At 49.8% G+C, this 15432-nt stretch carries 11 protein-coding genes (1 of these 11 running past the window's edge); 2 read left to right on the top strand and 9 right to left on the bottom strand.

Annotation, left to right across the window (positions count from 1 at the left end):
- From pssA to ACJJI7_RS09620, 4 genes are all read right to left on the bottom strand, one after another.
- Positions 1 to 180 carry the beginning of a CDP-diacylglycerol--serine O-phosphatidyltransferase gene (pssA, locus tag ACJJI7_RS09635; RefSeq protein ID WP_020411466.1) on the bottom strand. It extends 696 nt beyond the left edge of the window, so the window shows 180 of its 876 coding nt (coding positions 1-180); it begins with the start codon at positions 178 to 180; its stop codon lies off the left edge, out of view.
- 112 nt (positions 181 to 292) lie between these two features.
- Positions 293 to 1318 (bottom strand): ketol-acid reductoisomerase, encoded by a 1026-nt coding sequence (gene ilvC / locus ACJJI7_RS09630; protein ID WP_444902262.1) that lies wholly within the window; start codon positions 1316 to 1318, stop codon positions 293 to 295.
- 24 nt (positions 1319 to 1342) lie between these two features.
- Positions 1343 to 1834: an acetolactate synthase small subunit gene (ilvN, locus tag ACJJI7_RS09625; RefSeq protein WP_020411464.1), complete on the bottom strand. Its 492-nt coding sequence runs from the start codon at positions 1832 to 1834 to the stop codon at positions 1343 to 1345.
- Positions 1835 to 1845: 11 nt separating this feature from the next.
- Entirely contained in the window at positions 1846 to 3582 is a 1737-nt protein-coding gene (locus ACJJI7_RS09620) for an acetolactate synthase 3 large subunit (RefSeq protein WP_444902263.1), read from the bottom strand.
- Positions 3583 to 3920: 338 nt separating this feature from the next.
- Between ACJJI7_RS09620 and ACJJI7_RS09615 the strand changes: the two genes are divergently transcribed.
- Complete coding sequence (locus tag ACJJI7_RS09615) at positions 3921 to 4517, top strand: DUF4124 domain-containing protein (RefSeq protein ID WP_282951708.1); 597 nt, start codon at positions 3921 to 3923, stop codon at positions 4515 to 4517.
- A 19-nt stretch (positions 4518 to 4536) separates the two neighbouring features.
- On the opposite strand, the gene ACJJI7_RS09610 is transcribed toward ACJJI7_RS09615, so the two are convergent.
- Complete coding sequence (locus ACJJI7_RS09610) at positions 4537 to 5613, bottom strand: hypothetical protein (protein ID WP_444902265.1); 1077 nt, start codon at positions 5611 to 5613, stop codon at positions 4537 to 4539.
- A 21-nt stretch (positions 5614 to 5634) separates the two neighbouring features.
- A complete protein-coding gene (locus ACJJI7_RS09605; RefSeq protein ID WP_444902266.1) occupies positions 5635 to 6852 on the bottom strand; it encodes a hypothetical protein in 1218 nt (405 codons plus the stop codon).
- 251 nt (positions 6853 to 7103) lie between these two features.
- Between ACJJI7_RS09605 and ACJJI7_RS09600 the strand changes: the two genes are divergently transcribed.
- Positions 7104 to 8168 (top strand): AraC family transcriptional regulator, encoded by a 1065-nt coding sequence (locus ACJJI7_RS09600; RefSeq protein WP_444902267.1) that lies wholly within the window; start codon positions 7104 to 7106, stop codon positions 8166 to 8168.
- 14 nt (positions 8169 to 8182) lie between these two features.
- Here the strand turns inward: ACJJI7_RS09600 and ACJJI7_RS09595 are convergent, their stop codons facing one another.
- The 3 genes from ACJJI7_RS09595 to clpB all read right to left on the bottom strand — a co-directional run bounded on the left by ACJJI7_RS09595 (position 8183) and on the right by clpB (position 15248).
- The gene (locus ACJJI7_RS09595) at positions 8183 to 11260 is read right to left on the bottom strand and encodes an efflux RND transporter permease subunit (protein ID WP_444902268.1); all 3078 of its coding nucleotides are present in this window, start codon (positions 11258 to 11260) and stop codon (positions 8183 to 8185) included.
- A gap of 18 nt (positions 11261 to 11278) precedes the next feature.
- Positions 11279 to 12418: an efflux RND transporter periplasmic adaptor subunit gene (locus tag ACJJI7_RS09590; RefSeq protein WP_282951713.1), complete on the bottom strand. Its 1140-nt coding sequence runs from the start codon at positions 12416 to 12418 to the stop codon at positions 11279 to 11281.
- A gap of 226 nt (positions 12419 to 12644) precedes the next feature.
- Positions 12645 to 15248 carry an ATP-dependent chaperone ClpB gene (gene clpB / locus ACJJI7_RS09585; protein WP_020411456.1) on the bottom strand — a complete coding sequence of 868 codons (2604 nt, stop codon included), beginning with the start codon at positions 15246 to 15248 and terminating at the stop codon, positions 12645 to 12647.
- Positions 15249 to 15432: the final 184 nt, after the last annotated feature.

Below are 15432 nucleotides of genomic sequence, written 5' to 3'. Positions count from 1 at the left end.
GCCACTAAAAAGTGCACCGGTGGTAATCAGGTTAGGTAGCAGATAAACGCCACGGGCACGAACTTTTTTACCGTTTGCCGCAACCTCTTCCTCAATATGCTCATCGACAGGTAGACGAATTTCTTCGCCCGCTGCATTCATTGAGTCCGCGGGTTTCTTTTCATCCCCTTGAAGGCTCATAGATTCTCCGTTAATGCATTTTGCAGCCAGCGAGTGTACGCCATTGCCAAGTGCGCGCACAGGGCAAAAAAAAACGGCGGGTATCCCCGCCGTTTTTTCTGTGATGTATCGATCAGTTATTGCCTTCAGTCCGATCGATAATCTTGTTTGCCTTAATCCAGGGCATCATTGCACGCAATTTGGCACCTACCTGTTCAATTTCATGTTCAGAACCAATTCGGCGCTCAGCTTTCAGTCGTGGCTGCCCAGCTAGAGATTCAAGCATAAAGTCTTTAGCAAACTTGCCGGTCTGAATATCTTTCAGCACACGCTTCATTTCAGCCTTGGTTTCGTCAGTTACGATGCGTGGACCAGTTACATAATCACCATACTCAGCGGTATTCGAAATAGAATAGCGCATGTCCGCTATTCCGCCCTGATACATCAGGTCAACGATCAACTTGAGTTCATGCAGGCATTCAAAATAGGCCATTTCAGGCGCATAACCCGCTTCAACCAGAGTTTCAAAACCTGCAGTTACCAAAGCAGAAACACCTCCACAGAGCACAGCCTGTTCACCAAACAGATCCGTTTCGGTCTCCTCGCGGAAGTTGGTTTCAATAATCCCTGAGCGGCCACCACCATTTGCAGACGCATAGGAAAGGGCGAGCTCTTTGGCTTTACCCGATGCATCCTGATATACAGCAATCAAGGTCGGAACGCCGCCGCCTTCAAGATAGGTAGAACGCACGGTGTGGCCCGGGCCCTTGGGGGCAATCATAATTACATCGACATCCGCCGGCGGTTCAATGAGTTCAAAATGCACATTAAAACCGTGCGCGAAAGCGAGAGCGGCACCCGACTTAAGGTTTGGAGCCACTTGCTCTTTATAGATGTTGGCCTGGTACTCATCCGGTGCCAGAATCATAACCACGTCTGCATCTCTAACCGCATCTGCCACTTCAGCTACACGCAGCCCGGCACTTTCTGCCTTAGCCCAAGAACTGGAACCCGCACGCAGACCTACAACTACATTGGTCACGCCGGAATCCTGAAGATTATTGGCGTGAGCGTGGCCCTGGGAACCATAACCGATAATCGCTACATTTTTTTCGCGAATTAAAGAGAGATCACAATCTTTATCGTAATAAACATGCATTGCTAAATTCCTGTTTCCTGCCATCTATACACTTAAAACTTTTTCACCCCGGGCGATTCCGGATACTCCTGAGCGGACAACTTCCATAATCGTGTGCTCGCCAAGTGCCTGAAGAAATGCATCGAGCTTTTCACTGGTACCGGCCACCTGTACGGTGTACATATTGCTGGTGACGTCCACAATCTGGCCGCGGAAGATATCCACACTGCGCTTTACTTCATCGCGCTGGGCGCCATTCGCACGCACCTTCACCATCAGTAATTCACGCTCAATGTGAGACCCCTCGGTCAGGTCCACCAGTTTCACCACATCAATCAACTTGTTCAGGTTTTTGGTTATCTGCTCAATCTTGTGATCATCACCAATGGTCACCATGGTAAGGCGCGATAGGGTGGCATCTTCTGTCGGTGCCACCGTTAGGCTTTCAATGTTGTAGCCACGTTGGGAAAACAGCCCTACTACACGAGACAAGGCGCCCGGTTCATTTTCCATCAGTACCGAAATAATTCTTCGCATTGCCCTGCCCCCTAGGTCCGCTCGGTTTTGCTCAGCCACATGTCACGCATAGAGCCGTTTGGCATGACCTGCATCGGGTACACGTGCTCAGATGGGTCGACATAGACATCGATAAATACCGTGCGATTTTTTTCTGCAAAAGCTTCCTGCAGTTTTCCATGCAGTTCATCTCGGTGCTCAATCTTGACCCCGAGGTGACCGTAAGCTTCGGCAAGCCTTACAAAGTCCGGAAGAGATTCCTCGTAGACGCTGTTGGAGAGGCGTCCCTCGTACTGCATTTCCTGCCACTGCTTCACCATGCCGAGGGCCTGGTTGTTAAGGCAGAGGATTTTGACCGGTAAATGGTATTGAGTAGCGGTGGACAGCTCCTGGATACACATCTGGATACTGCCCTCCCCTGTTACGCACACTACCTCTTTATCCGGGTGGGCAATTTTCACCCCCAGAGCTGCGGGCAAACCAAAACCCATGGTGCCGAGACCACCGGAATTAATCCATCGGCGCGGCTTATCGAAGTGATAATACTGGGCAGCAAACATCTGGTGCTGGCCTACATCCGAGGTAACGTAAGCATCGCCCTCGGTAATATCGTATACCGCGCGAATTACGTCTTGCGGCATAATCAGTGCACCGTCGGTTTGGTAACGCGGCGCCGTGTAGAGACCGTGACGCTCACGCCAATCGTCGATCTGGCGCCACCAGTCCACTATTGCCGACTGGTCCGGTTGCTCATCGCCAGATTTAAGGGTGTCCAGCATCTCGGACAGCACCGATTGCACAGTGCCAACAATAGGAATATCGGCAACGATGGTCTTTGAAATGGAGGCCGGATCAACATCGATATGAATAATCTTGGCACCGGGGCAGAATTTACTCGGGGTATTGGTGACGCGATCATCGAAGCGCGCTCCCACCGCCAGGATCACATCTGCATGGTGCATAGCGGTATTGGCTTCAAAAGTGCCGTGCATTCCCAGCATGCCCAGGAAGCGCTTATCACTACCTGGGTAAGCTCCCAGCCCCATCAATGTGTTGGTCACGGGAAAATTCAATCGACGGGCCAATTCAGTAAGCAGCTCCGAACCTCCGCCCTGAACTACGCCACCACCAGCATAGATCACCGGTCGACGCGCCGACAACAGCAGCGCCACCGCTTTGCGTATCTGCCCACCATGTCCTTTGCCTGCCGGGGTATAGGAGCGCATGCGCAACTTTTCAGGATACTGATAAGGGTATCGTTCTGCCGGATTAGTCACATCCTTGGGCACATCAACCACGACGGGGCCAGGGCGACCTGTATTGGCAATATAAAAGGCCTTCTTGATAATTTCGGGAATGTTTTCAGCGTTCTTAACCAGGAAACTATGTTTCACAATCGGACGCGAACAGCCGACCATATCAGTTTCCTGAAACGCATCTTCGCCGATCTTGTCAGATGTAACCTGACCTGAAATCACCACCATGGGAATTGAATCCATATAGGCGGTCGCAATCCCGGTGATCGCATTGGTTGCACCCGGACCAGAAGTCACAAGTACCACACCCACCTTGCCTGTCGAGCGGGCGTAGCCATCCGCGGCATGAGTCGCACCCTGCTCGTGGCGCACCAGAATGTGCTTTATCGACTTCTGCCTGAAAATAGCATCATATATATGCAGTGCCGAGCCGCCTGGGTAGCCGAAAATCAGATCTACCCCTTCATCCTGCAGCGCGCGAACCAACATATCGCCGCCGGAAAGTAATTCCACTTGAGTCTCCTCAGTTTTCTTGCTTGGTAGGACAGACATCACCAAGAAGCCATGAATCCACCATATAACGAGAATGCTAAATGGCGATTATAAAAGAAAATGGTGACAAATATCAGCCTGTTGCGTGTTTGCATGCCGATTTTTAGGATGAAATCATCGCGCACAGCAAAACACCCAGCCGAAACCAGACACAACCGTGTCCAAGTTGCAGGCTAGCAGGCCTCCAGGGGTAGGGAGAGCCTCTCGACGGAAATGTGATGGAAGGGTAATCCACCTGAAAATCAGCGTCTGGACCGCGAGTCTGCGGTGACTACTACTCGCCGAGGAAACTTTCGATTGTGCCAACTGCTCCCTTGCTGTCAATAGGCGTGACTGAAAGTGTTAAGAGGGTTGCAGGAAAAACCCCTGACGCAGTTACAATGTGGCCAGTAAGGAAAGATAAGACCAAGAGGGGTACTCCAATGCGCATCGCTCTCGCAATGCTAATTTCCAGCCTGGCGCTAACAGCACAGGCCAGCGGCATCTACAAATGGGTGGACGAAAATGGGGTCGTGCATTTCGGCGAGCAGCCACCTAGCAGTACCGAAGTAGAGGTAATCAAGAAACCTAAATCAGAGCGTTACAAGCAGTGGGAAGCGGAGCAACAAGCGACCCGAGCTGCGAAAGAAGCAAAAACCACCAAACCTGCAATTGAAACTCAGCCTCAAGGCCAGCCCACTCCTCAACAACCTTCAGAAGTAGACGAGCAGGTTGCCCGTGCCCAAGCAGCCGCACGCGCGCAACGCTGTCAAAATTCGCAGGATAACTTAAAGGCGCTGACCAGCCATGCACGCGTTAGGGAAGTCGACGAGAACGGCAATCACCGCGTGCTCGGTGAGGATGAGAGGCAGCAACGTATTAACCAAGAACAAAAGAGCATTCGCGAGAACTGCTAATTCCCGCGAATAATTGCCGCTACAGCTCTTTATAGGGAGTATCGTTGAACTGCTCCAGGCTGTAGCGTTCGGTGTAGTATCCTGGCTCGAAAAGCCTTTCCGTTCGAGGCACTGTGACTCTGGAAATACTTAACTGCTTCACGAGGTAGGGGCCATCCTGATCGGCATCGCGGATCATGAGGCCATAAAAGTCGAAGGGTATCCAGTGGCGTCCTGGAGGAAGCTGCAGGGCGTTCTGGGTTGTGCCAATAGATGACTGCTCATCATTATAAAGGGAGGCGCGGAAATAAAAGCGGCCCTGCTCAAGGATTTCCACCTCAGCCTCGATAAGCAGATTGCCCTCGGAGGTCAATGAATCCCTTAGGTTCCCGGTATAGCTCCCGGTATCCTCCGACAGGGTAAAAGCGGCTGCATCACGCAGACCATCAATATCCGTATCCACAATGATTTTGTAGATGCCAGCTGGCAGAGGCTGCCCCTGATAGGAGCCAGCCTCCATTTCCACCTCGTAAATTAAATCACCATTTGTATCGCTAAATGTCAGAATTCCCACTACCTGCTGATCGTCCAGAACCATTAGCGCGGTCAGATCTGCGGGCACCTTAGCCCCGTCGCTGTCAGTCTGAAAGGCATAAGCTCTCAGCACTTCACCATAGGAATAGAATTTTCTTTCAGTCCACAGTGTTAATGCATCACCATTGTCACTATGAGTGGTGCGCTGATCTGGCGCATGGGTCTGGGTGATTGGATCCTGAGAGGGGTTCTTGATAGCGCGGTTCTCCGGTGGGTAACGGTGGAACTTTGCTAGATCAGATAGCAGGGACTGATGTAATTCAGTTTTTACTGGACGCGCCTGAATTTCTTGCCAAACTTTGATGGACTCATCATCAACCAGCTCTTCCTTTTCCACCTGAGACTCTTTTATCTCCACCTGTTTAGGAAGGGACGGAAAAACTGTTTTAGCTTCAGCAGCAACCGCGGTGGGCAGGTCCCCACTATTCCCCACTCGCCAGAAAAAAATGGCAGCGGCAATAAATAGGACACTGACAACTAAGGCTGTACGCCTCTTGTTACGTTGTTTACTGCTGACGGACATCTACTCGCTCCTGACAAATATTTATTGAGTACAAGCTGCGATACGACCGGCACTATTTTTACCCGCACCACAATCCAGGCCATCGGGGATACCATCGTAGCCTGGAGACATGATACCGCCATTGCGCTGGGCGTCATGGTCAACATGAATGCTGGCGAGGTTATAGGAGCGCGCAGTACCTTTGTTGTCGTTATTGCATGAGAAAGTCGCACTACCATAGGCAATACCCATAAAGGTGTCATATTGCTTCAGGTTGGACCAGAGATTACGTTTACCAGAGCCAGCGCAGTTCATCTGCGAAGCAAGGTTAATATAACCATCATCTTCACCATTCAGCAGGGCTGAGGAAGCACTCTCTACGCCTGGGAAAGTGGCGTAGCCACCAATCGTATAAACAGGTGCTCCCAGATTAGTGCCCACGTAGTTACGCACTGTATAGATGTCATTGGTCTGCATATAGCGTACTGCAGAACACTCCCTGCCTAGGAAAAGATCATTGATAACATCGTCATACCAGGAGCCATTACAAATACGATCCACACCCTCAGTGCCGGTGATCGCACCTCCGGTGGTGAAAATCGCCGCTACACCACTAATCGCAGTGTCGAAATCAACTTCAATCGCATTACTATCACTGAGTCCGGCCACTCGTACTTCTTCAGTCACCTTTTTACAGCTGGTGCTGCCATACCAGGTGGTCGAGCATTTTTTAACCTCTTGCATCTCAGTGTTGGTATCGTACTGCTTATAAGCACGGTTGTAGTAAGGAGAGCCCACCACAGCATTCCCGGCTATATACATCATTTGTGCAGCGCCCTGGCTATGGGAAACAATCCAGAAAGTATCATTGGCAGCACATTGGTTACCGTGCTCGAAGCGATCACCTTCCCCATTACGTATCTGAATAATTTGCCGGGCAATTTCCCCGGAAGTCTGATCGTGCCAATAAGGCAATTCACCTTCATCGGTGGAGTTGTAGCCTACCACACCGTAATTACCGCCATTCGCTACCAGCTGGTCTATAAAACTGCTGTTTTTATACTCGTCAAAGTAGGTTTCACTCCAATAGTCCAGTGCTGGCTGCACTAAACTCCCATCAGCTTTGACGCTGGTTGTGTGCCCTTCAACTCCATGTCCGTGGACCAGGATATAGCAGTTCTCAGCTACCGCTGAAGAAGCGCCCATCATCGCAGCGAAAAAAACAGACAGGCCTGCGCCCAGTCGTTTAGACAGTGTCATTGTTATTAGCCTTTATAATTTTATAAGTAGAAATTTATGACTGCAGGGTTTCGTGAATTTTTCTCTACTTTTCGCTGCAGACCCCTGCACGTTAGCCGCAGACGCTGGGCTGGTAATAGGATTAATGGCGCCAGAAGATGACCAAGCACGCCACCTGACGCGACCGACTCGTCATATTCCGCATTTTTATTTTCGTTGTTTAGGACGCCTTTGCTATGATCCTGCCAACGCCACCCGGACGGCAAAGAGTCATGAGAGACCAAAATAAAAATAAGTCCGGCCATGCCGGCGTGCCCAAAATATTTGCCCCCTACTTTGTAGTCGCTGCCGCCAGGCTCGGAATTCCAACCGAGACCCTGATCAAGCGCCTGCCATTTGCATTCAGTTGGAATCCTCGCGAAAGCGAGCGGCTCAGCTATAGCGAATTCAATGCCCTAGTGAATAACCTGGTAGCGCTTTCTCCAGTCTCCTCACCGGGACTCAGCTTTAGCCGATTTCCAATCATTCTGTGGCTTGAGGAAACCATCATTGAGGCACAGCCATCTCTACGGCGCCCGCGGGAAATTCTGCGTCCCGCCGAAATTGTGCTGTCACAAACCCTGGCCCCCCTACTGCGTTTTGAAACACGAACAGAAACAGATTCAGAAATTCTTACCCTGAACTGGCGCCAAGAGTTATTCAGTGATTCTGTAAATGCATTTATCGCAGAAATGTTGATGACCCGCGCTGTGGAGTTATTACGCACCTTGAACCCCCAGTTCGCTGAAGTTCGCGGTGTAAAACTGCGCAGGACAAAACCAGAAGACGACACTATCTATACCCGTATTTTCCAATGCCCGGTCGAATTCGGCAGCAGTGAAAACTCCATTATCCTGGGACCTCAAACCCTGGACTTTCCTATTCCCAGCTACCACAAGCTACTACGCAGCCAGAGCCGCAATATTTTGAAAACCGTATTACACAGTACTTTGTCGAGCTACAACCTAGCTGCGAGCCTGCGTTCCTGGCTGGAAAAGCACCTGCTGAGCGAAGAGATCACGATCAAGCAAGCCGCCGCCCATTTCCGTACCAGCGGTCGTACCCTGCAGCGGAGATTGCGTGAACAGGGGGTAACTTTTCAACAGCTAAAAGATAGTGTCACCCTAGCTCTCACCAAGCGCCTGTTGTTATCCAGCAGCGAATCAGTAGAGAGCATTGCGGTTAAACTGCACTTTGCCGAACGTGCAGTATTTACCCGGTTTTTTAAAAAGCACGAAGGTGTTACTCCCAGCGAATTCAGGCGCAGTAATACTTCAGGGGACACGCTTAATGCGTGAAACCATTTATCGAGCTACCCTTTAATAACTCCAACAGCCCCCGCCTTTGCTCGATAATCCCGCCCCAGATAAAGGTACATGGCTGGTACCACAAATAGGGTAAATAGAGTACCGATAGTCATTCCGGTCGCGACTACTAACCCCATTGCAAAGCGGGCCCCTCCACCTGGGCCTGAAGCAATTAATAGGGGAACCATAGCTAGAACCAATGATGCCGTAGTCATCAATACCGGCCGCAGTCGAATGGAGGTAGCCTCTTCAATAGCCGTACGCTTGTCCATCCCCTCCATCTGTAATTTATTGGCAAATTCCACAATTAATATACCGTGCTTGGAAATAACCCCGATCAAAGTGACCAAGCCCACCTGGGTATAAATATTCAAAGTAGTAAGTCCCAGGCTGACAAAGATCATTGCCCCACAAACACTCATAGGCACAGTAACCAACATAATCAGTGGGTCACGCCAGGACTCAAATTGTGCTGCCAATACCAGATAAATAACAACGAGTGCAAAGAAAAAAGTCACTACTAAGTCCGAGCCCTCTGTCTTAAATTGACGGGACTGGCCCGAGTAATCCACCGAATACTCCTCTGGTAATATTTCCTGAGCAGCGTTATCCAAAACCGATAAAGCCTCCCCCAGGGTGACCCCCGGGCGTGGCACTCCGGAAATAGTCACAGCATTGAGCTGCTGAAAACGTTTTAGCTGCTGTGGCTCTACTGTTTCCTTAAGGCGGACCAGTGTACTAACCGGAACCAGGTCACCATTAACCGCCCGGATATAATACTGCCCCAGCTGTTCTGCAGTGAGACGATCAATCCGCTCCACCTGAGGAATTACTTTATAACTGCGATTATCCAAGGAAAAGCGATTGATATAGGCACCTGATAACATGGCCCCCAGATCGCGCCCAAGGTCCACCATTTCTACACCCATAGTGGCAGCCTTATCCCTGTCTATTTCAACCACAATCTTTGGCTTATCTATCTTCAGGTCTGAATCGAGAAAAATAAATTTTCTGCTTTCGAGAGCTTGCGTCATTATCTCACTGGCAACAGACGCAAGGTTTTCCATTGGCTCAGTGGCACCAATCACGAATTCCACCGGTAATTGTCCCCCCGCAGTGGGCAAGCTCGGCGGCACTACAACAGCAACTTTCAAGCCCGCAATTTGCGCTACATCCTTACTGATCAGTTCCTGCATTTGCTCAGTATCTTTATCGCGTTTTTCCCATGAACCAAGTACAAAACCTGCAGTGGCATTATTGACTCCGCTACTAAAAGTGCCGGCCCCATTAAGCAGAAAAATATTCTCGACCTCACTGTAACTCTCGGCAATATCCACCAATTCCCCACTGAATTGCTCTACATAATCCAGAGTTGCATAGGCATCGGCAGTGGAAATAGTGAGCACAAGACCACGATCCTCTGTTGGCTCCAATTCTCGCGGTGAAGTGACGAATAGAAAGTAACAGCTTGCCAAAACAATTAAGCCAAATACCAAAATCACTCCGCGTTCTTCCAGAGAGTTATGCAAACGCTTTTCAAATCCTTTTTGTAAATGCCCAAATTGTCGCTCTAACCAAGCTTCCAAGCGAGTCCCACCTCCATCCCTGGGCTTTAATATTCTCGAAGCCATCATTGGTGATAGTGTGAGTGCCACAACTCCAGACAAAAGCACGGCACCGGCAAGGGAAAAAGCAAATTCAATAAATAGAGTGCCAGTCAGCCCTCCAAGAAAACCTATAGGGATATAAACAGCAATCAGTGTGGTGGTCATAGCAACTACTGGCCAGGCCAGTTCACGTGCGCCAACGATAGCCGCCTCCCTTGGCGATAATCCCTCCTCTATATGCCGGTGGACATTTTCTAGAACGATAATGGCATCATCCACCACTATTCCTATAGCCAGAACCATACTGAGAAGCGTCAATAAGTTGATGGAAAAACCCATCAACAACATGAGAAACATTGCTCCTACCAAAGATAGGGGCAGAGCCACTGCTGGAATCAAAACACTGCGTAAGGAACCAAGAAACAAATAGATCACCACGATAACAATGATGACAGCCTCAATGATGGTCTCCACCACTTCAGTAATCGAATCCTGAATATACTCCGTGCTGTCATAGGGAATTTCTCCTAGCATCCCCTCCGGCAGTTGCGGAAAAATCTCACCTTCAAGCTTCTTTCTAACTCGCTTAATAACATCAAGAGTGTTTGCATTGGGCGCAACCTCCACTGCAATAAAGGTGGCCGACTGCCCGTTAAAGGTCACCGAACTGTCATAGGATTCTGCACCTAATTCTATTTCTGCCACGTCCCCAAGGCGCACCAGCTGGTCACCGGATGCACGTACCACCAACTGACGAAAGTCTATTTGTTTGGCTATATCCGTATCCGCTCGAATTTCCATGGCAACCCGCGAACCCTTAGTCGCACCCACTGCAGAGAGAACATTGTTATCCCGCAAGGCATTGGCAATATCTGCCGGGGTTACCTCAAGTGCTGCCATTTCCCTGGGTTTTAGCCAGGCGCGCATGGCAAAAGTGCTATCACCGAGTAATCTAGCACGCTGCACCCCGGCAATAGTGGCCAGCTTTGGCTGCACTACCCGAGTCAAATAATCGGTGATCTGGTTATTGGCAAGAATATTTGAGGAAAATGACAGATACATTGCCGCCGTAGTTTCCCCCTGCTGCATCTCCACACTGGAGTCTTCCGACTCATCAGGGAGATCGCTACGCAGTTTGTTCACCTTGGCAACTATCTGGGTCAAAACCTCATTAGGGTCAAAATCAAAGCGCACATAGGCATTGATGGTAGAAAGTCCCTGCACACTGGTAGACACCATATAGTCAATGCCATCTGCAGTGGCAATTTCCTGTTCCAAGGGCGTGGTGATAAACCCCTGGACTAGGTCGGAATCAGCACCCACATATACGGTAGTCACTGTGATGACCGCATTTTCCAGTTTGGGGTATTGGCGCACATTCAACTCGGCAATTGAACGCAACCCCAACAGAAAAATAAAAAGACTGACCACACAAGCCAGTACCGGTTTACGAATAAAAATCTCAGTAAAATTCACCGCTGCTCTCGGAGGGAATCAACTGTTGCCAGGTTTTGGATGTAAATTTTCCGGCGGTTTATTTTCGTTGTTAATATTGGCCCGTTTACCATTGCGAAGTTTTAGCAAACCACTACTAGCGATAATATCTCCCTCTTGAAGTCCCTGCACAATTTCCACCATATCTCCGCGCTCCTCACCCGTCTTCACAAAGCGCTTATTCGCGATTAACTCTCCGCTTGCATCATCTTTTTCCAAAACAAAAACTGACACCCCATAAGGTGCAAAAACCAAAGATGTTCGCGGTACGGCCAAAACCCGTCGACTCGCATCAATTTCTACTGAGACTTGGGCAAACATACCCGGGCGCAAGTGTTTTCTTGGATTGTCTAGGGTTGCCTGAATAAGGAAATTACGGCTGGCATTATCTACGCGAGGGTCAACAGCGGTGATTTTCCCACGATAGGTATTACCGGGGAATGCATCTGTAGTCAGGTAAATCGGCAACCCTGCCTTAACCATTGAATATTTTTGCTCAGGCAGAGAAAAGTCCACAAAGATAGGATTCAGCTGTTGCAGGGAAACTACCGCCTCACCGGGGCTGACATTTTCACCCAAGTCAATACGGCGAATACCGAGCACACCACTGAAAGGTGCCACCACACGGCGCTGATCAACCCTAGCTCGCTGTACTTGAATATTGGCAATTACCTGATCCAAAGTACTCTGAGCACTATCCAGATCTGCTTCAGTAGTAACTCCACGCTTGGTTAAGGTTTTAATACGGACATAATTGCGCCGTGCAAGACGTAACTCTGCATCCAGCACCTGTAACTGAGCTTTTTCCGGTTCAGCAAAAATTTCTACCAGAAGATCTCCACCATGCACAAATTGTCCTGATTTAAAATGAATGGCGCTGACGACACCCTCAGCCTCAGTAGTGACTTCGACGCCATTTACCGCGCGAACTGTTCCAACTCCACTCAGATCCTCACGCCAGTTCTGGATTTGTGCAGTGGCGGAGGTGACGGTAGCCACCGGTAGAGACATGGTGTCGAGAAACTGATTCATCATGTAGCGGCCAAAAAACTTATAAGCAAAAATACCGCCAAACAATAGTAAGCATCCCAGCAGCATTAATACCATGCGTTTACTGATAATGTACCCCCGATCACTCAACAGAAAATGCCATAGATCGATGAGTCAGGAGAATTCAGGCGAGAACAACCCCGATCTTTATCGGACCACAAAGTTTAGTTTATAAAGAAAATACGATAAGTGCCCCTAGGCCCTCGCCTCATGGCACGCGAAAACAGCCTAAGAGAATTTAAAGAGGAGAAAAGACGTCAGGCTGCACGGTAAGTATGTGGCGCCAGCTATCGCTGGCGCCATCGCGATCAAATAACTAATGAAAGACGGCCTTATCACCCTCAACATCAGCGTGAATGGTAGCACCGGGCGCAAATTTTCCAGCCAATACATCCTGTGCCAGGGGATTTTCCAGCCACATCTGGATAGCTCGCTTGAGTGGACGCGCACCGTAAACCGGGTCAAAACCAACTTCCGCCAGTTTATCCAGTAGCGCCTCGGATACCTCCAGCTTCAAGTCACGCTCGCTGAGGCGGCGACATAGTTGCCTCAGCTGAATCTCCGCAATAGAACGTACTTCCCCTTTGTCGAGAGGGTGGAAAACCACAACCTCATCGATACGGTTGATGAACTCTGGACGGAAATGATTGCTAACCACCTCCATCACTGCATTTTTCATCTGGCGATAGCGAATCTCCGCATCCAGGTCGTCGCCATTTTCAGCCGTTGCATACTTCTGTATTAGGTCAGAACCCAGGTTGGAGGTCATCACCACCACAGTGTTGCGAAAATCCACAGTGCGGCCCTGACCATCGGTCAGGCGACCATCATCAAGGACCTGAAGAAGAATATTAAATACATCCGGATGAGCCTTCTCCACCTCGTCTAGCAGAACCACCGAATAAGGCTTGCGACGCACCGCCTCGGTTAAATATCCGCCCTCTTCATAACCAACATAACCTGGAGGCGCACCAATCAAGCGTGCGACGGAGTGTTTCTCCATAAACTCCGACATATCAATCCGCACCATCGCATCCTCTGTATCGAATAGAAATTGCGCCAGCGCTTTACAGAGTTCGGTTTTACCCACCCCGGTAGGCCCTAAGAACAAGAAGGAACCATTCGGGCGATTGGGATCCGCCAAGCCCGCGCGGGATCGGCGAACCGCATTGGCGACAGCATCTACCGCTTCAGCTTGTCCAATAACCCGTTTATGCAGCGCATCCTCCATGCGCAACAGTTTTTCCCGTTCGCCCTCCAGCATTTTCGAAACTGGAATACCTGTCCAGCGTGAAACCACTTCAGCCACTTCTTCATCGGTAACCCGGTTGCGTAGCAGGCGCGGCTCTTCTGCTGCCTCATGGGTAGCAGCAGACTTTAGCTGTTGTTCAAGTTGTGGAATCACGCCGTACTGCAATTCCGACATACGCGTTAAATCACCGGCACGTCGTGCAGACTCCATATCCAGCTTGGCCTGCTCTAGCTTTTCCTTAAGGTCGTGACTACCTGCGAGCTGGGCTTTTTCCGCTTTCCACACCTCCTCCAAGTCGGAGTATTCTTTCTCCAGTTGAAGAATTTCTTCCTCCAGCTTTGCCAGGCGCTTTTTAGTGGCCTCATCGCCCTTGTCTTTTTTGACCGCCTCACGCTCGATCTTAAGCTGGATCAGACGGCGCTCAAGCTTATCCATCGCCTCCGGCTTGGAATCAATTTCCATACGTATACGACTTGCCGCTTCATCTATTAAATCGATCGCCTTGTCTGGTAACTGGCGATCGGTGATATAGCGCTGGGATAATTTGGTCGCGGCAATAATTGCAGAGTCAGTAATATCGACACCATGATGCACCTCATAGCGTTCTTTCAGGCCACGAAGAATTGCAATGGTATCTTCCTCTGTAGGCTCATCCACCAATACTTTCTGGAAACGGCGCTCAAGCGCCGCATCTTTTTCAATGTATTGACGGTATTCATCCAGGGTGGTGGCGCCGACACAATGCAGCTCACCACGAGCCAGTGCCGGCTTGAGCATATTACCGGCATCCATGGCGCCCTCTGCCTTTCCAGCGCCAACCATGGTGTGCAACTCATCAATAAATAAAATAATACGCCCTTCCTGCTTGGATAGCTCATTCAGGACGGCCTTGAGGCGTTCCTCAAACTCCCCGCGAAATTTGGCTCCCGCAAGCAGTGCACCCAAGTCCAGGGAAAGCAGGCGCTTGTCCTTCAGGCCCTCAGGTACTTCGCCATTTACAATACGCTGTGCAAGCCCCTCCACAATGGCCGTTTTCCCTACTCCAGGCTCACCAATCAATACCGGGTTGTTCTTGGTGCGGCGCTGTAACACCTGGATAGTTCGACGAATTTCATCATCGCGCCCAATTACTGGGTCAAGCTTGCCAGCCAGTGCACGCTCCGTCAGGTCGAGAGTATATTTATCCAGCGCTTGGCGCGCCTCCTCCGCATTGGGATCATCCACTTTTTCATCGCCACGCACTTTCTGAATCGCCGCCTCTAACTGTTTCTTGTCGCCATTAGCATTGAGAATTTTAGAAATTTCCCCTGCAGCGGAGTCGAAAGCTGCAAGTAAGACCGTTTCACTGGATATAAATGTATCGCCATTTTGTTGCGCCTTTTTATCGGTTAGGTTCATCAGGCGCATCAGTTCCTGAGACATGCCCACATCCCCAGTTGGGGAGCTGATAGTTGGCAGATTATCCAGTCTCTTGGCCAAGTCATTGCGCAGGCCATTTAAGTTAAAACCGGCCTGGGATAAAAATGCCGGGACACTGCCATTATTCTGGTTGAGTAGTGCAAGAATTAAATGTTCCGGATAAATCTGGTTGTGGTCCCGTCCCACAGCCATGGATTGTGCATCAGCAAAAGCTGCTTGCAGTGGGTTTGTCATCCGATCAATTCGCATGAATACAACCTCTCCTACTTAGGGATCTTATATAGCTTTGCGTCAATAACACCCGGTTGGCGTTACGCATTCAGTGTAGTGTTGGCTATTAAAATAGGGGCGAGGGAAAGGTTTTCAATGATTTAAATCAAACAGCAAGAAGTTTCGATTAACTTCCTAAGGGGGAGTAATTATTTCTTTGTAA

The sequence above is a fragment of the Microbulbifer variabilis genome, assembly GCF_056232115.1.
The sequence above is the reverse complement of the archived record's forward strand: the minus strand, read 5'-3'. Positions and strand labels throughout refer to the sequence as shown.

What these genes read in the sequence shown, in the direction of transcription:
- ilvC (WP_444902262.1), bottom strand. Translation starts at nt 1,318, where the DNA reads ATGCATGTTTATTACGATAAAGATTGTGATCTCTCTTTAATTCGCGAA.
- ilvN (WP_020411464.1), bottom strand. Translation starts at nt 1,834, where the DNA reads ATGCGAAGAATTATTTCGGTACTGATGGAAAATGAACCGGGCGCCTTG.
- ACJJI7_RS09610 (WP_444902265.1), bottom strand. Translation starts at nt 5,613, where the DNA reads ATGTCCGTCAGCAGTAAACAACGTAACAAGAGGCGTACAGCCTTAGTT.
- ACJJI7_RS09605 (WP_444902266.1), bottom strand. Translation starts at nt 6,852, where the DNA reads ATGACACTGTCTAAACGACTGGGCGCAGGCCTGTCTGTTTTTTTCGCT.
- ACJJI7_RS09600 (WP_444902267.1), top strand. Translation starts at nt 7,104, where the DNA reads ATGAGAGACCAAAATAAAAATAAGTCCGGCCATGCCGGCGTGCCCAAA.
- clpB (WP_020411456.1), bottom strand. Translation starts at nt 15,248, where the DNA reads ATGCGAATTGATCGGATGACAAACCCACTGCAAGCAGCTTTTGCTGAT.